At 57.0% G+C, this 18,621-nt stretch carries 9 protein-coding genes; 1 reads left to right on the forward strand and 8 read right to left on the reverse strand.

The window, feature by feature from the left end:
- Positions 1-15: 15 nt before the first annotated feature.
- The 5 genes from Poly24_RS17275 to Poly24_RS17295 all read right to left on the reverse strand — a co-directional run bounded on the left by Poly24_RS17275 (position 16) and on the right by Poly24_RS17295 (position 9,546).
- Positions 16-2,022 carry an alpha-amylase family glycosyl hydrolase gene (locus Poly24_RS17275; RefSeq protein WP_145098139.1) on the reverse strand — a complete coding sequence of 669 codons (2,007 nt, stop codon included), beginning with the start codon at positions 2,020-2,022 and terminating at the stop codon, positions 16-18.
- Positions 2,003-4,225 (reverse strand): HAD-IIB family hydrolase, encoded by a 2,223-nt coding sequence (locus Poly24_RS17280; RefSeq protein WP_231753199.1) that lies wholly within the window; start codon positions 4,223-4,225, stop codon positions 2,003-2,005. The genes Poly24_RS17275 and Poly24_RS17280 overlap by 20 nt, the downstream gene beginning before the upstream one ends.
- A 520-nt stretch (positions 4,226-4,745) precedes the next feature.
- Entirely contained in the window at positions 4,746-5,732 is a 987-nt protein-coding gene (egtD, locus tag Poly24_RS17285) for an L-histidine N(alpha)-methyltransferase (protein ID WP_145098142.1), read from the reverse strand.
- A 273-nt stretch (positions 5,733-6,005) separates the two neighbouring features.
- Positions 6,006-7,322 carry an SGNH/GDSL hydrolase family protein gene (locus Poly24_RS17290; protein WP_231753200.1) on the reverse strand — a complete coding sequence of 439 codons (1,317 nt, stop codon included), beginning with the start codon at positions 7,320-7,322 and terminating at the stop codon, positions 6,006-6,008.
- A 10-nt stretch (positions 7,323-7,332) separates the two neighbouring features.
- Positions 7,333-9,546, reverse strand: a complete 2,214-nt coding sequence (locus tag Poly24_RS17295; RefSeq protein WP_197451986.1) for a right-handed parallel beta-helix repeat-containing protein — start codon at positions 9,544-9,546, stop codon at positions 7,333-7,335.
- 782 nt (positions 9,547-10,328) lie between these two features.
- Here Poly24_RS17295 and Poly24_RS17300 point away from each other — a divergent pair.
- Positions 10,329-11,987 carry a serine/threonine protein kinase gene (locus tag Poly24_RS17300; protein WP_145098148.1) on the forward strand — a complete coding sequence of 553 codons (1,659 nt, stop codon included), beginning with the start codon at positions 10,329-10,331 and terminating at the stop codon, positions 11,985-11,987.
- A 55-nt stretch (positions 11,988-12,042) separates the two neighbouring features.
- Here the strand turns inward: Poly24_RS17300 and Poly24_RS17305 are convergent, their stop codons facing one another.
- The 3 genes from Poly24_RS17305 to Poly24_RS17315 all read right to left on the reverse strand — a co-directional run bounded on the left by Poly24_RS17305 (position 12,043) and on the right by Poly24_RS17315 (position 18,533).
- Positions 12,043-13,203: a hypothetical protein gene (locus Poly24_RS17305; RefSeq protein WP_145098152.1), complete on the reverse strand. Its 1,161-nt coding sequence runs from the start codon at positions 13,201-13,203 to the stop codon at positions 12,043-12,045.
- 231 nt (positions 13,204-13,434) lie between these two features.
- Positions 13,435-17,151 (reverse strand): efflux RND transporter permease subunit, encoded by a 3,717-nt coding sequence (locus tag Poly24_RS17310; RefSeq protein ID WP_145098155.1) that lies wholly within the window; start codon positions 17,149-17,151, stop codon positions 13,435-13,437.
- A gap of 248 nt (positions 17,152-17,399) precedes the next feature.
- Positions 17,400-18,533 (reverse strand): fatty acid desaturase family protein, encoded by a 1,134-nt coding sequence (locus tag Poly24_RS17315; RefSeq protein WP_145098158.1) that lies wholly within the window; start codon positions 18,531-18,533, stop codon positions 17,400-17,402.
- Between the last annotated feature and the right edge of the window lie 88 nt (positions 18,534-18,621).

Genomic DNA, 18,621 nt, shown 5'->3' on the forward strand with positions numbered 1-18,621 from the left:
CATCATGCCGACGGCCTAGACCCGCTGCATCCACATGATTTGATACGACTCCAGTTCATGCGACGCGCTGGTCGAAACCGTGTCGCCCGAAATCACGTCCTCGAAAAATCGCCCCAAGCCCGCGGTCCGCAGTAGGTTGCCGGCGATGACTTGCGGGTATTCACTGAAGTTGGCGATCACGATCAGCCGGTGCGCTTCGTTCATCCGCACAAAACAGAGCACGTGTGGGTTCCCCAAATCGACAAGCTGCATTTGTTGACCCGCCAGCGCGGGCAGCGATCGCCGCAGCGCGATCAAACGCTGCAACGACAGAAAGATCCGCGACCGAATCGACCCGTTTCCCGACGCGATGTGATCGTCCAATTCGTCCAGATATTGCCACTGCATCTTGGGGCGATGGATCCAACGGGTATCCCCCGCCTTGGCGGGATCCTTGACGAAATCATAATCGTTCAACATCCCCCACTCTTCACCAAGGTACAGCAACGGGATCCCGCCGATGCTTAAGGTGATCCCCTGCAGCAATAGCACCCGCCGGATCGCCAGCTCTTTCAACTCCTCGGAATCCTCTTCGATCGCCTGCTCCAACCCCGCCAACGACGCCATCGTCCCGGAGATCCGCATGTCGCCGGTTTGCAGGTTTTCCTGAAACGGAACACCGCGGGCAAACGAACCTTCAAATTGCCCCGTGTAAAAGCGATTCAAAAAATTCCGATGATCGAATCCGTTGATCCCCACGGCGGCGGCGTCCGCATCGTCAAAAGTCCATCCGATGTCGTCGTGGCATCGCAGGTAATTGACCCACGCGGTCCGTGGCGGCAATTTATGCCGATGACTCAGCGATTGCGACAACAAGCGAACGCTACGGGTGGCCAGCGATTCCCACAACAGCGCCATCAAGGTCGGGTTATACGAGACCTGACACTCCCGTTCCCCGATGTATTTGACCACGTCGTCGGGATGGACGATCGCTTCGGACTTAAACAAGAGGCCCGGCGTGGCAATACTGCACAACCGATTGAACGCCTGGATCAACATGTGCGCTTCGGGCAGGTTCTCGCACCCGGTCCCCATCTGTTTCCAGATGAACGCCACCGCATCCAACCGCAGCATGTCGACGCCGGTATTGGCAATGAAGAACAACTCTTCCAACATCGCCCGAAAAACGGCGGGATTGCTGTAGTTCAGATCCCATTGGAAGTTGTTGAACGTTGTCCAAACCCATTGCTGCATCCCATCATGCCACGTGAAGTTTCCGCGGCGAACGGTTGGGAAAATCTCCCGCAACGTCCGCTCATACTGATCGGGAATCACGCGGTCGGGATAGATGTGGTAGTAGCGTTGAAATTCCTCGTCACCGGCCTGCGCCTGCAGCGCCCATTGGTGATCTTCAGACGTGTGGTTGAAGACAAAATCGAGCACCAACACGATCCCGGCAGCCCGCAGTTCATCCGCCAACAAACGCAGATCTTCAACCGTCCCCAACCGCGGATCGACGCTGCGATAATTACTGATCGCGTAACCGCCATCGTTATCCCCTGGCCGCACGGCGAACAACGGCATCAGATGCAGGTACGTCAATCCGAGCGATTTAAAGTAGCCGATCGATTGTCGCAACTTGCCAAGATTTTCACTGAACAGATCGACATAAAGCGCCCCTCCAACCACCTTCTGCGACGAGAACCAATCGGGTTCATTGATCCGATGATGATCTTGAGCGCGCAGCACGGGCGACCGCACCGCCCACGCTTCGGCGGCGGTTACAAGGATCTGTTGCAGGTGGAAGAAGAAATCGTAGCGCGTACCGTACAGCTGCATTAACAACCGAAACAACGGACGCCAATGCTGCGTCAGTCGGACTTCGAAATCATGCACGACATCCGGCTCGACCTCCAACCGTTGCCACGTAGCATCCAACACACCACGCAAACGCTTCAGCGACAAATCCGCTTCGAATTGGTACGTCGATGCGACAGACTCTCCACCGCGTGGACTGGCTCCGTTAGGATTCGATACGATCATTCGGAATGACGATGTTCTCTAGGAAGTTGTAGTACTCGATGCCTTCAAGGATTCCACGGGCGTGCTCTCCCTTGGCGAAATAAATTCGCGGACGGTTCCGCAAACGCTCCAGTTCGGGACCGTGGTTCCCCACGACAACCCCCAGCGTTCGCCCCAACAGCATCCCCGCGTCGTTACCCGAATCGCCGGCAACCAACACATTTTCGGGAGAAAACCCCCACTTCCACAACAAATGTCGCATCGAAAGGTCGCTGCCGCCGCGGACGGGAATGACGTCCAAATACATTCCCAATGACAGCACAACTTTAGCACGTAGCCCCGCTTCGCGAAGAGTCTTTTTGATCTCCGTCACCGAAGGCGAGGTCTCAGGATCGATCTCATAACTGATTTTGTATTCCGATTGGTGATCGGCCGTCTGCCGATAGAACCCAGGTTGACCGTCCAACACCTTCTGGATTTCTTCGGGTTGCCAAGCGTAACCGATCTGTTTTTGCCACGTTCGATCGGGAGTCAGTTTGGGCCCATAGTGCAATTGCGTGCCGACATCGGTATCGATCAAATCCGGACGCGGCAGCCCCAGTTCTTCGATCAGCGCCATCGCGCTGTCCAAATGGCGACCGGTGGCGATACCAAATCCAATATTCTCATGCTGCTGAATCAGATCGACCAATTCGTGCAGCGATTCGTCGTCGCCGGTCAACGAATTGTCGAGGTCGGTGATCAACAGCCGATCGAACTCGGGAATCCGACGGGCACGCGGACGATCCACCAGCGCGGGTTTCGCCGAATGCTCCAAGATATCGTTCAGATCTCGCAAGTAGCGCCGGGCGTGATTGCTCCACGAATAATGCTTCCGCGTCCCATCGATTCCCGCCTGAGACCAAGTGTGCCATTGTTCGGGTTCGGTTAACACGCGCAACAACGCCTTCTCGATCGCGTCTCCATCCATCGGATCGACCAACAGACCATTCTCGCAATTCGCGATGATGTCGCGCGGGCCGCCATCGTTGGTCGCCACGATCGGCAAACCAGTCGCGCCCGCTTCCAGCAGCGTCAATCCGAACGGCTCGGTCAACGCCGGGTTGATGAACACCCCTTTGCCCACCGTGGCCAGGCGGTACAGGTCGGGAACATCCCCCGGACCATGCGATTTGGGATAGGCCACTTTACCGTACAGATCGTAGTAATCGATAAGATGCAGCACATTGTCGATCACCTGACGTTGCCCACGGGGCAATTCGTTGAGATCGTCGCGCGTTCCCATCAGCATCACAAGATTTGCGGTCTGCTGCAATTCTTCGCTGCGGCCGTACACCTCGACCAATTTTTCAAGGTTCTTGCGTTCATCCGGTCGCGCCATCGTCAAGATCATCGGCTTGTCGGGATCACGTAAAAAGCGGCCCAATTGGTCGGCGATCTTCGGCGGTTGCCAATCCTCGGTCGGCGGCGAAAATTGATCCAAGTCGACCCCCGGCGGAATCACCTCCATCCGTTCGGGGACGTAATGGTGATACATCGCATACTGCTGCTCAACCTCCTGGCTGGTGCTGGTGACAACCATCGATGCGGTCTCCAACGCCATCTCTTCGGCTTCGGTGCGAAGCCCAAATTTGTAGCGGCGTTCGAGCGTCTCCTCGCTGGTTTTTCCCAGCGACAATCGCTCCCGTTTCACGCGTCCCAAAGAATGTCCCGTAAAGACATAGGGCACGTGCAGCAAACGCGCCAACTGCGCCCCCGCCATGCCCGCGTCGGCATAATGACCGTGGATGATATCGGGCAATCCGTGGCGTCGGAAATGGACCAACGTCTGATCGACAAACAACTCCAGATACGGCCACAGCCCCTCTTTTTTCAGATAACGTTTGGGGCCGAAAGGGATTCGAATCAGTTTTGCATTCTCAGCGATCTGCTCTTCCAATTGGCCGTAGCAGGGGTCGACTTTGGCGTCCAGAACCTGACGCGTCAGCAGTTCCACTTCGCGAACATAGGGTTGCGCGGCCAATTCCCGCGCCATTTCCAAAACGTATTTGACTTGCCCGCCGGTGTCGGCATCACATCCCAATTCGGGATCTTTGACGCGGATCAAGCCATGCAGGCTAATGAGCGTAATTTTAAGGTGATTCTCTTTGGAGAGCAGACTCATGTCGTCCTGATGCGTGGTTGAAAGTTGAATTTCGTGTCCGGGGTGAATGATTGCAGTCATCGCTAAGTTCCGCCCAAAATTTCTGCGCCGCACAAGAATCCAATCGCCTTCTCATCGATGGAATCCAAACGACGGCCGGTCTGGTTTTCATTCGTTTGCTTCGACGCCCGACGCCTACAAACCGGGCACCGGGTCGACGAAATGTCTCGATTCAACAACAGCAAGCCACGCGCCAATGAGTCAAAACATTTCATTTTTTCGCGATCGAACCGAGAAAACCGCTGATCAATGGGCCTGCAAGTTCCCTAAGCTTGCTATCCGCCCGAACTGGAGGATGTTCAAACAACAATCTGCACCATTATAGACCAATCGAAATGACGCCGTGTGCATGGAGGGAAGCAGCCCCGGTCAGATCCGCCGATTGCATCCACGATCCCACCGAATCGTGCGGAACATCCACACTTGGTTGCTTAGACACTCGCCAGACGAAAAGAATTGGCGGCGTGAACCATCGAAGTGCGACATCGCCACAGGCGAAGGAACCGCTTGCCCCGCCGTTCCCCGTGGACGCGGCCGCCGATCACAGCGCGCTGAAATGCATGACGGCAAAATAGCCGTTCGCGTCGGTCCACACTTCGTCGACGCCCAACCCGGCCTGCAACGCAAGCTCGGCGAACCGCGTCACGTTGTATTTATGAGAATACTCGGTGAGGATTCTTTCCCCCTGACGAAACGCAAACTGCGAATCGCCAACAACCACGACCTGTTCGACGCAGCTCTCCAAATAAAGCTCCATCCGCGATTCGCCACGATTGTAGATGGCCACGTGCTTGAATCGCTCCACCGCAAAGTTGGCGTTCAATTCGCGATTGATCCGATGCAACAGATTCCGATTAAATTCAGCGGTCACGCCTTGGTTGTCGTCATAAGCGTCCAACAACACTTGTTCGTCCTTGTCCAGATCGACACCGATCAACAGCCCACCTTGAGCATTGCATTGTCCCGCGATGCGCCCCAACAGATCGACCGCATCGGACGATTCGAGATTACCGATCGTCGAGCCGGGGAAATAGACCGTCAGCGGCGCATCGCGGTACACCTCGGGAAGGTCAAAGCCCTGCGTGAAATCCGCAACGATCGGGTGGATGTCGAGATCGGGGTAGTCTAAACGCAGCCGGTCCGCCGTCATCAGCAGATGACCTTCCGAGATGTCGACGGGAATATAAGCGGTGGGATCGGGCAAATGATCCAACAATTTCCGCGTCTTGGTGCTGCTGCCGCTGCCATACTCCACCAACACCGCCCCGGCACCGATCCGTCGCCCGATCGCGTCGGCGTTGTCGATCATGATTTGCGTTTCGGTCCGCGTCGGATAATAGCTGTCCAGTTCGCAGATCTCGTCGAACAGTTTCGACCCACGTTCATCGTAGAAGTATTTGCACGGCAAATGTTTTGGCGTTTTCGCCAACCCGGCTAGGACATCTTGTTGAAACCGGAATTCCGAATCGTCGGCAAGCGCCGTCGATTCAGCCGAAAAGAGCACGGGATTGCGTTTGCGAGGTTGCATGGTTCCGGTGAATTGAAGGGGGCGGATGTCGTGATCGGTCGCGCCCGTGGAATCGACGCCGACACGCGGACGACTCGGAATCGGACAGGCGATTGAATCCTATCGGTCCCATCGGATGCGGACAAGCAACGCCGGCGACGACGAGGCGCCGGCAACGCCGTGGCCGCTGCGCAAACAAAAAGCTCGCGCCACATGCCCGTTCTGTTTTCCCAATCGAGGAAATCAATGGGTCGTGGCGCGAGCTTCGCTTAGACAATCGCAACGATCGCGTCGTTAAGGAATCACGTCGCCCAACACCAAGATCTGGCCAACGCGAAGGTTGGTTCCTTGATACTTCGGCTGCTTGAGTTCCGTCTCAGGATCCTTCAGACGGAACGCGACGCTCTGACGATCGGGCTGTTCCGAATCCACCTCAACCGTGACGGTGTGGACTTCATTGGGATCCAATCCACTGGCAACCGTCAGCGTCGCGATCCGATGGTAGGTGCAGTAACTATCGAAGCGTGGCACTGCCTTCGACTTCGTTTCCCCGTCGACGGTGATGATCACCTGACCGCCATCGGGCCCCACGAGATCGTAGAGTTTGGCGGTCGACCCACGGAACTTAAAACTCAATTGACTGCCCGGTTCGGTGGCTTCAAAAAGCGAGCCCATGCGATTGCCAAACCGTTTTGCCAGCGTATCGTCCGCGGGCAATTCTTTCCATTCGGGCGACAGCATCGCCGCGGTCACGGGAACCATTTTCGCAGCTTGCCAATGGTCGGCGACAAACGGCGTCTTCAGCTTCGATCGGTGATCGATGGGAGTCGAAGTCTCGAGCATTTGCTCGACCGCGGCAGCGACGACCTCGGCATAAATTTTATGACCTTCGTCCAACGGATGGACACCGTCGGATGAAAATCGCACGATTCCCGCTTCGGTCGGTTGATCCGACTTGTAAATCAGCTTGCCCGCCTGCTGCATTTCGACGACTTTCAGCGCGAAATTGATCGATGGTATGTCGTAATGATCGGCCAACATCTCCATCGCCGACGCCGCTCGCGGGCAGAGCCCTTTTTCCAGATCCCCTTCGTAGTTGACGCGGAATGTGTACACGAAGCAGATGTCCGTACGTGGGTCAGCCGCCCACGTTTGCCGGACAATCCCTTCCATCGCTTTCCAAATCTGCTGCGGCGCGGCCCCCCCATCGTTGACGGCGAACTCAACGAACAACAGATCGGGCTTGTGTTGCAACGCATCGCGGCCCACCCGGAAGACGCCCAGATCGCTCCCGGTGCCGCCGATCGCTGCATGAATCTCTTCGACCTGCGCGTCGGGGAACTGGTTGGCAAACCACTCACGCGTTTTCACGCGCCAGCCGGCAGCTGCGGTGATCGATCCGCCGAGGTATCCGATTTTGACGGGCTTGCCGTCGCGCAACTTCTGGAACACGTTGCCCAAGCCACCGCGTGGGCGTACCAGTTCGGCGGTGACGGCTGCGTATTCGGGCGCGTCCGCAGCCACACTTGGTGTCGCCGGCAGCAAGCTGGACAGACCGATCGTCAGCGCGACGAACGGGCCAATGCTAGATTTCATGGGAGTAAAACTCATGTCGTTCCTCTTATAGTTCATTCGAATTGGATTGATTCTGGACGGGCAATGTCTTGCGATAGTTGTCTTGAAAGAGTCCGATTTTGTCAAACGGAATCACTTCAAATGAGGGAACGCTCTTGGCCACACGAGCGTCAACCTGCAACGCCATGCCGCTGCCGCCAGAACTGGCGATCGCGACGGTCGCAGGCTGCTCGGTCGTCCCGGTGATGTTCGTGAACCCCTTCAGCTCTTTGGTCGTGGCGATACCTTTCTCGGCACCGGTGCTGTTGACCGCCACGTTGTCGGCGATGTCCACCTTGTCCAGCAACTGCATCACTTCTTTGCTTAAGCTACCGACTTGCTTGGCACAGTCGACGAAGACGTTGCGTTGGATCACGTTATTGAGCGGCTCTTGAGGTGAATCGTCCATGATCTTTGCCAGATCGGGGTAGCGTTCGCTCCACGGAGGATTTTTGTAGTCCATCGCTTCGGCGCGTTGTTCCAGATTCCAACCCGCATACTTGGGATTGTTCCATTGCTTCCAAGTCATCCCCCGAGCATCAAAGTGCAATCCGATCGGGCAATCGATCACCACGTTATTGAGGACGCGGTTGTCGCGTCCGCCGCCGATCATGATCGCCCGGCCAGCCCGCACAAAAACATTGCCTTCGATCGTGTCCCCCGAATCGCAATCATCCAGATAGACCCCCATCGTGTTGACATGCTTCGCATCGCCGCCGCCCAAATCGTGGATGTAATTGTGGCGCAAGACGTTGCCCTGGCTGGTCCAATCGCGCCCCGTATAAAACGCTCCCGAATCGCCGGTCTCCATGACCACGCGATAGATTTCATTGCGTTCAAAGCGATGTTCATTGCCACCGTACAAGATCGCGTTATGGGGCGCATCGTGAATCAAATTGTTCTCGACAATCTGGCCACACCCTTGCACGTTGATTCCCGCGGCGTAGCTGCGTTGGAATTTGCCGTAATCGTGAATGTGGTTGTTGACCAAGCGATTATTCCCTGGCGTCAACGATTTGCGATCGCCACCACGCACCGACATCCCTACGGTTCCCAAGTTGTACAGATCGCAAGACCGGATCGTGTTTTCGATCCCGTTGACCGAAAGCCCGCCACGGGACATGTTCGCGATCGTACAGCCCGCCAATTCCACGTGCTTTGTATTCTTCAACGTGAGACCGTCGGCAAGACCGTATTCAAACCGCAGCCCCGCGAATTGAATGTGTTCGACGTTGTCACAGCGAACCAACGGTTGGTTCAGCGTCGCCAGTACGATCGATTCCGGCTGAGCGGTTTCCTGAGGAAGGTAATAAAGTCGACGATTCGGGCGATCGAGATACCATTCGCCTGGCGCGTCCAATTCCTCCAGAACGTTGAACGCGAAGAAACGACGCTTCGCCCCGCCCCAAGTTCCCGCCATGATTCCGTAGTTGTGCGGCGCCGCCAACTGAATCACCTTCTTGGCCGCGTCGTAGTCGCCGATGCGGATCACTTCATCCGACCAATCGTGCGTCCAAAATCCCAACAACCAAACCCCTTCATCCAAGTTCCATCGGGCCGGGCGAGGGTCGTCGAATTCGAACGATCCGGGATGTGCCTTTCGAAGTTCCGGATCACTCGCATCGGGCTTAGCCAACCCGGAATCGACGGCTTTGGAAAATTCCGCCCAGCCTTCGTTCTCGGCATCCAAGTTCGGCCACCGCGCCAACGTCATCGGTTCTGCATCAACATACAACCACGGGCCCGCAGGCGACCCGCGAAATGATTTGTTCCACGCCGGAATCCCCTTGGGAAACATCGCCGTTAGATCTGCCACGCGCACTTGATCGCGAACGCTCGCATCCAGACGATCACGGATTGCGGGATCGGTGACCGCAGAGAAATCGGTCGGCGCAAGCGCAATGCCTCCACTGATCGTCGCGGTTCCTGACTTCGCAGCACGGTAGACGATCGGCGCCTCGGCGCTGCCGCTATCCTCCGCCTTAAATTCCATCGACGTCTCGACGCGATACGTCCCTGGGCCGATATGGACGGTGACCGCTTGGTCCGGCTTCAGCTGACCCGATTTCCGCGCAGCCCGGATTGCATCGCGGGCCTGTATGACGTTTTGAAACGGCTTGCTTTGACTTCCATTACCCGCCGCGGGCCGATCCGATGCCACATACAGGTCGACTGCGGAGGTGCCCGCCGTCAGGCTCGCCAACACGACGAGACTAAGCAAGGCGGTTGTACCCCCAAACGGGGACCTCCTTCGCTTGGCGGGAGCATGCATTGCGTTCCGATGCGAGATTGCATTGCGAATCGAGCGTGAAAAACGAAAAAAATTATCGAACTTCCAAGTTGGTTTTGGCATTTGGTCCTTGGTGCGGAAACAGGGGTGATTTGTGGAAAGGGCAAAGGCAGGCCCCAGCGGGTCCCCGACCAACCAAGTGACTGGTTCGAGGTGCGCTTTCAACAAACGCGGGGCCATGCTGTCGTGCCTGCTGAGGCCGGAAACCGCCGACGATCCGAGAGGATATCGTTAGCGCCGTGGCGATGATTTCGCAACGCACTCGCTGCCAACAGGTTACAGCAAATGCAATGTCCGAACGGATTTCCGTCCGCAGGGACTGGCAATGATAATCTGGATGCCCCAATTTTACTCTAGGGGCTCCCGAGAAAACGCTATTGAAAACAGCGGCGACCGAGTCAAGCAAATCACCTCCCACTGACTGGATGAACCCGTTGCACCAGACCGGTCATTGCTATCGCGAATGGAGTTAGCTGGCAATGAACCTTTTTGGCAGAAGTTACGTCTTTGAACAACAAATCCGAGAACGCAATCGCCCCCCTTTCTTCCAACAACCTCACCCCGTTTGCCTATCGAATTGAAGCGAGTCGACAGCAGCCAATGCTCAAAAGTTGGCTGAACCGCTATAATTCGACTTAAAGCTCCCCTGCCTCGGCAGGCGTGCCGCGATCGGACATGCAATTCGTCACCGCCCACCCCGATGAGCCTACCGCATGGCTACCGTATCAGAATCGATCCATATCGCTCAAACACTCGATGGCCCTGTCGAATTGGTTGCGAACCCCAAGCCTGCGGTTCGTGCGGCACCGCATTTGGTAACCGGCAGTGCGATGGGTTTGAGCGCCGAAACCGAAGCGCTTCTGGCCGATCGTTTACGCGCCGCGGCGTTGATCATGTTTGTCGCGCTCGGCGCGTTCCTGGTCCGCCGACTCTTTGAACTTTCATCGATCGATACGACGCTGGAATGGGTGGCGCTAGGGATGCATGCGATCGTCACGGCCATCTGCGGCACGATCGGCCTGAGGTTGTGCATGCATTGCTCCAAAGTCAAGGCGCACGTTCGGCTGACGGAACTGCTGCTGTTTGGATCGACCGCCGCCTATTTCTTGGTGCTGGGGTATTCGTTCCTGTTGCACGGGGCACGGCACGGATTCATCGCCCCCATTTCACCGATGTGGATCATCCTGATCTTCACCTATGCATTGCTGATTCCCAACACATGGCAGCGGGCAGCGATCGTCAACAGCACCTTCGCGTTGATGGGCTTTGGAACGTGGTTTTACGTTTATCAAACCTGCCCGTTCTTCCAAGCCCTGACAGCCGGCAACCCTGAGATTCGTCCTGGAACATTGGAGGTCGCTTTGATTTTGAGCATCGCGGCCCTTGCGGCGACCTGGGGCGTCTACACGATCGGCCGCTTGCGGCGTCAAGCCTTCGAAGCCCGGCAACTGGGACAGTACCGATTGAAGCGTCTGTTAGGTGCAGGAGGCATGGGAGAGGTTTATTTGGCGGAGCACATGCTGCTGAAACGGCCCTGCGCGATCAAGCTGATCCGCCCCGAAAAAGCGGGCGATCAGTTGGCGATCGATCGTTTTGAACGCGAAGTGCAATTGACCGCGCGGCTGACCCACTGGAATACCGTCGAAATTTTTGACTACGGACACGCCGCCGATGGAACCTTCTATTACGTGATGGAGTATCTTCCCGGACTGACGATGGACCAAGTGGTCAAGATGCACGGCCCCATGCCCGCGTCGCGGACGACGTATCTGTTGAGTCAGGTTTGCGATGCGTTGGTCGAGGCCCACGGGGAATCGTTGGTGCATCGCGACGTCAAACCGGCGAACATCTTCGTCGCCCATCGCGGCGGCGTTTCGGACGTTGCCAAACTGTTGGACTTTGGTTTGGTCAAACCGATGACGCAAAACGACGACCTGGACCTCACCCGCGACGGAACCGTGACCGGTTCGCCACTGTATCTGTCTCCCGAACAGGCCCTTGGCGACACGCCGGACCATCGTTCCGATATCTATTCACTCGGTGCGGTGGCCTATTATTTATTGACCGGCCAACCGCCGTTCCAGGGCAGCACCCCGATGAAGATCCTGCTAGCTCAAGCCAACGAGAAACCGATTCCCCCGTCCGAAATCGCCGACGACGTACCCGCCGACCTCGAAGAAATCATCTTGCGATGCCTGCAGAAGGATCGCAACGATCGCTTCGACAACGTCCAGGAATTGGGCGACGCGTTACGCCAATGCAGCGTCGGAGATCTCTGGGACCGTCAGCAGGCCCGAAGTTGGTGGAAATCCAACGGCTGCCCCGACAAGAAAAAACTGGACGACGATGTTTTGAATCTGGTTTGTGTCTGACGCGCTGCGGCGACCGTGACCGAAGGGGAATCGATCGCGATTCGCCCCCCTGGCGTTACCGTTCGCTTGCCGAGACCGATGATCGGGCAACCCACTGGGGAACCATCTGGTTCGCCTGCCGGATTCCTTCGATCGCGTGCCGGTCGGGACGTTCTTGAGCGTCCAACAGCCCTCGTCGCAATGCCTCGCTAGGCAGATAGCCGCCGCACAGATGGTAGCCCACAACCTGCGGGATTCCTGTCAACATCCGAACCGTGCGTCCGTAACCACCCGGATCGTGAAAACGGTTTTCACGCGGGGGCCAAAGCCCATCGTTGGGTTGTCGGTCCAGTGCATGGTCGGCGACCAAAATCGGACGGTTAAACAATTCCGCCATCCGCGAAAGTTGCCGATGCACGTTGACCGCGTCTCCGCTGCAATCGACACTCAGAACATCCACATCGTCCAACGCAGCGCGAACCACCGACGCCGACAACGGACGCCCCGCATCGTAGCGATCGCCCAAGATTAAATGATGTGGATCGTAACGGCGGATCGCTTTCCGAATCGTCTGGTAGTAGGCTGCGGCCTGTTCGGTCAATTCGGTGGCACTGGAGAATCGCGAACGGTTCCAATCGGGTCGCTCCGCCGACCAATAGCCGATCAACAGCGGATCGTCACGCATCGGCAGACAATGCGTTTGCGCGACGCGGTCGCACCAGCGAGCAAAGTCTGCGCCACGGTAGTCACTTGGCGGTGCTTGCCCGCTGTGCGGATCGTTCGACGCAAACGGCAACAGGTAACCATACGGCATCGCAAGCGATTGGTGGTCGGCAAACGAAAGGCTTCGACCGTGGCGTCGTTGATCCTTGTCAATCACCACCTCATCGGCACTGAAGCCAACGCAGTTGAACCCCCAATCGATCAGGTTCTTACGGACGCTTTCGGAGAGCCAACGATGCACGTCGCCGCCGTATTGCTTTTGCCACAGCCTTTGCTCGCTGCGCTGCAGCACCGCGGGATCAATATGATTCAACCCCAATGAGAAATTGGCGCGTCCATCGGGTGACACGATCCACCAACGATGATTCCGCCGATCCACGGTAAAAAAACCGTCCGCCGCAACCTGGGTCGTCTTCACCTCGGGAGCACCGGCGCCGCAAACGGCAGGCAAACTCATCGCCGCCGCAGCCAGCAACGGTTGTCGAACGAAAACGCGACGATTCAGAACACTCATGAAATAGATGCACCTTGCCGATGGAGACCTTCCGGCGAAATCGCTTCGACACGCTCTCACCGCGATCCCATTCTACTTCATCGTCGAACGCCTGCGGCTTCCAACGCAAAACGTTTGATCCGCTTGAGCCCTTGAATCCAGCCGCACCTCCTGAATAGGAATTGTGGCATGCGCCGGCCCGAAGCAACGCAAAGGCGCGTTATCGGCGATATCGGATCCGCTTCCAGGTGATCAGGAAACCGGGTCGCCATGCGCCTTGGACGCGCTGGCACTCTGACGCCCCGAACCGTGAGGCGTATCGATTCGACCGGTTCCGTTACGACCACCCACCGCGGCGGGCGAGTCGTCGGATCCCTGCAGGTCGTTCGTTTCGTCAAAGGTTGGATTCGGACCGTTTGGATTCGGACCATGGCGACTGTCACCGGTCGCGTTGGCGATTAGATCTTCATCGCGAGGGCGGAAGACTTTCCCCAACGGGCTGACCAGAATCGCGGGCAGGAAGATCAAGTCCCCGACCAACGCAGAGACCAACAACAGCAACATCATCACGCCAAAACTTTGCGTCGGCGTAAACGAACTTAGGGCAAAGACGAACAACCCCAATCCGCCCAAAATCGTCGTTTGGGTCATCGCTGGCCCCACGCGACGGTAGGCCTCGATCACCGATTCCCGACGTGTCATTCCCTGAGCCAAGCCCTGTCGGAACCATTCGAGAAAGTGAATCGTATCGTCGACCGCAACGCCCATCGCCACGCTGGCGGTCATCATCTTGCCAAGATCGACAATCGATCCGGTGTGTCCCAGGATTCCAAAGATCACAATCACCGGAAACAGATTCGGCAACATCGATACCATCCCGGCACCAATCCCATACAGCACGTTCCTCGGCCGCAATTTCCCGAACATCGCCCCTGGATTCAACAACCCCGACATCACAATCCCGATCAACACAAACGCCAGGAAAGTGCTCTCGACCAGACTGAACAACAACGTCCGTTGGGCCTTGTAAACCAAAGGCACCACCCCGGTGTAAACCACTTGCAACGGACCCGCGTTTTCGACATCGGGGTATCCGTCGCGTAGGGAGGCTGCGGTCGGAATCCATTGCATGGGGCGCGCATCGACGACGGCTGCCGCATGTTCGCGGATGAACTCCACATCAAAATCCGACTGGTCCTCGGCAATGACCACACAATCCGCTTTGGCGAAATTGCGCGCCCAGACTTCCAACTTGTTCGGGTTGTCTTTGATCTTTTCCGGAGCGATCCACATCACGGTCCGGATCTTGCTTTCGTTGTGCAACAGATCATCCAAAGTCGCTTCGAAGATCAGTTGTTGGTTGACCTGCGCGGAATCGTCCGCCGAGGCGGCTACGTCATCACGGGCCAGCACATTCTCCCACGACTCTTCGTTGGGGCGATCGGCTCCGACAACAAACACGATCCCTTTGTCTTTTTCCGCCAAGCTCGTGAGGATCGACTCACGGAAGCGATACGCCTGCAGCACCGGCTCCACGGCATCGCGTAGATTGCCGACGAACTCACCGTAATCCACATCGCTGAGTGCACCGACGCGGAGACTGATCCGCCACAGCTCACTCTCCTCCCACGGTCCACTGCGTTCATGCTGGACGTAATCGCTGCCCAACAATTGCGTCTGGGCCGAAGCGAGAGCGCTGTTGAACGCCAAGCGTGTCGCGTTGGTCGGCGAATTGGTCGGCTTGGGCAATTCGGGCATCAACGTCACTGCCGACATGGCATTGCCAACGACTCCCGTGCCATGTTCGCCGAACGCACTTTCGACAGCGCGTTGGATATGGTCGACCGCCTGCAAACGTTCCAGCTGGGAAAGAGCCGTCGGTTCGGTGGGATGGGTTGGCGAATTGAGTTCCCGTTGCATTCCCGGTGGCACACGCATCACCAACTCCATCGGGACCAGTTTTCCGAAGTGGCGTTCGATCCAGCCGTAGTCGCGGATGATTCGCGATTCGCTGCCGAACAGCTTCAACAGCTGAACCGAGGTCTCGATTTTCGAAAGCCCCATCGCCGTGGTGAGCATCAACAGTGCGCAAGCGAAGCCGACCAAGCGGTAGTGCCCGGTGACCCACGTGCCGACGGAGATCCATTGTCGGGTCAGCCAATCGGGCTCGTCGTCGCGGCGTCCCTTGGGAAGCTTCGTTTTCTTTTCGGCAGGCGGTTCGGGACGGAACACGTGCAGGGCGGCCGGCAGGTAGGCAAACAACAACACCAACGTTGCCACGACTCCAACCGCCGAATACAAACCAAACTTCTTAATCGGGATAATGTTGCTGGTGTTGAGACTCAACAGGCCAATCGCCGTGGTGATCGCAGCCAGCGTGCAAGGCATAAATGCATGGGACACCGCCCGTTCCGCCGCACCTTCGACACCCCGCGTCGCGGCCTCTTCGCGATAGTAATTGATGATGTGGATCGCGCCGGATAGGCCCAAGATGTAGACCAAAGAGGGCATACTCATCAGGATCGCGTCGATCTGTTCACCCGCAATTTGCACAAAAGCCAAACTGCTGACCGCGGCCAAGACACCGACGACAAAAATCATCGAGGTCAGTTTGAAGCTGCGGAAGGCCAGCATCGACAGCGTTAATCCGATCAGGACGCAGTAGCCGATCAACCGAATCAGCGTGATCTGTCCCTCTTCGTCGATCGACACGTTATCGACGGGAGGACCGCCCATCCGCATTGCGGGTTCGACCAACGAAGCGTGCCGTTCGGCATAGTTGAATGGTGGTGGAACCGCCGATGGCGAAGCGGCCGCATTCACACCACTCTCCTCGGCCAGCTGCAACATCCGGCCCCTCGGTCCACCCAGCAAACCACGACCGACCACGTACGGTAGATTGTCCAACGCCGTGGGCGTCAGCGTTACCAACACACAGCTTTGACGCGGTGGCGGCTCGACGCCCATCGCATCGAAAATGTCGTACCAGGATTGATCGCGGACATCGGTGGGGGCGTGTTTCAGTTTCGCCAACTCGCCATCAAACCGCTCGTCAACAATTTGTTTAATCGACGCCGCGCACTGCAGCTGCCAATCTTCAGGCAGCGCCGCAGCGGGAACTTGTTCGGCAAACGCCTCGGGCGTCCAAGCGAAATCGATCGGGACCGCAGGAGCGAACAACGTGCCGGTCAACCGCTTCTCGGCCAATCGACGCGCGATGATTTTTTTGTCGTCCTTGTTGATCGCCGCCACAGGCCACAACGGGCCGTTCTCTTGCGCCAATTGCTGGGCGATCTCGGGCCCCGTTTGAATCGTGCGGAACAAAGCCGCGGTCAACAGATGCGGATCGTTGTAATAAGGGTTCAGTTTTTCTGAATTCGGTTGCCCCGCCGTTTCGCCAAACGATGCGATGAATTGCCCTTCCACCGTGCCGCCGCGCAGGAACTTGCGTACCGAACGGATCAGTGCGGGCAGCGGACCTTCCTTGCCAGCCCAACGGAACAATCGCCCATCGGGAGTGATGTAGTAAAGCGTGCCATCGGGGCTGTTGAGCCACTTTTCATTGCGACCACCCCAGTTGGTCTGGAAGTCGCGAGGGGCCAACAGTTGAAGCTCTTCCGCCAACTTGCGTGCACGTTCCCAATCGGGCAAGCCTTCGGGCGGTTGGCCGCCGGCCGCTTCGCTGCGCAGCTTATCGGTCAACAGCTTCAACTTCTGATCGTTCTCATTGCAACCGGGCCAGGTCGCGATCACGAACCGTTCACCCGAGAAATACTCACCAAACCATTCCAGTTCGGTCGTCTCGGGGAAGTCCGACGGCAACCAATCCTTGACGTTGTTGTTGTTGCTCTGCAGGCTCTGCCGCGCGCCACGGATTCCGATCGGCGCCAGGAAGCAGACAACCAGCAAGATCAGCAAGGCATTGTTGATACCAAAAATCGAGCGGCGGGCGAGGAACGTTGGTTTCATGAACAGATATTCAGTAGAACCGGCAAGAGATCCGCATCACGCCGTTGGTCGTGCCTACGACGAGATCACATGTTAACGCGCAATATGGCGTTATTAGATTAGTAGCATCGGGCAATTCAATCCATGCCAATTGCCCCTCGCTCGGCTGCGAGTCCACAAAATCCACGGCTTTCCGCTGCGTCAACGCGATTCGATCACCCCAGTACCACTCTGACGCCAGCAATTGTACGCGATCGCTGCCCCATCCGTCAGGTGGCGATCGGTTCGCGCGAGGTGGCCGATTCGTCTGCACGACGCCACAAAACATAGATTTCACCCAACAAACTGGTGCGAACCGTCTCCCGATAGGGCGAACTGGCCGGCAAGCCTGCCATCAGTCGGCGATGCGCTTCGGGGGCATCGTGGTAGGGCAAGGTAGGGAACAGATGATGCAAGGCGTGATACCGAGTGCCGATCGGGCCCCACAATTCGGTGACCCAAGGCCGATCGGGATAGTTGACCGTGTCGAGCAGTTGTTCTTCAAAGCTCAACACACGACCATCTCCTGCCCAGCGATGAGCCCCCAGCGTGCGGACCGCGTTGAGCGTCAACACAGCGACGCCCATCAGATAGCCCCACAACCACAGCGGGCTGACCAATTGACCGGTCATGATCCAGTCGCCAAACGTGAACCAGAGCAGCCACAGGAAACAACAGACCTCTTGGCGAACGACCAACCGCATCAGTTCGGGCGAACCGTCACGTCGTTCATAAAACGGATCGACGACCATCGTTGAAGCGTGTCGATGGACCCAACGCCGCGCCGGAGGATAGACCCAACAGATCGGACTGGCCACGAGAAAGCGTAGATAGGCCATGATGGGCACGATCAAATTGTGAAGCAAAAACGCGACCATGTACCACCGCGACATATGCGCCAACGGAAAATACTCTCCATCCTCATCGGTCCCGTAACTCTTGCGTCGATGGTGATCAATATGCGGCAGATACACAAATGACGGTATCAGAAATGGCACGCCACAAAGCGAATTCCAGACCTGCCGGAAGTAAGGTATTTTATCACCGAAGTGCGCCAGTTCGTGAATGAACATCGCACACCGCATGTACAGGATTACACAAACCGGAAACAGAATCGCTTGAACCAAATAGGCGCGGCTCGGATCCTCGGGCAGGATCTCATGCATGTAACGCATCGTCATGAACAACACGTGAGCGATCAGGATGCAGGGCAGAAAATCAAGCCAGTAGATGATCGGCTTGGGGCGTCCTAGATCGCGGATCAAATGCCGTGCCTCGGAGAACTTGAAGCCCGATTCATCCTGTGTGTAACCTGCCGAATCATCGTCGACAAAATCTTGTTTGTTCGTGTGATTCGTTGCCATCGTCGGCCTCCGATACGACCTAAAAGAAGCTCAATCCATCCATTCCTTTTGGATTGTAGTTGCCTATACCAAAGTGTGTAGCCAAACC

It is taken from the genome of Rosistilla carotiformis (assembly GCF_007753095.1).
Classification (GTDB): domain Bacteria; phylum Planctomycetota; class Planctomycetia; order Pirellulales; family Pirellulaceae; genus Rosistilla; species Rosistilla carotiformis.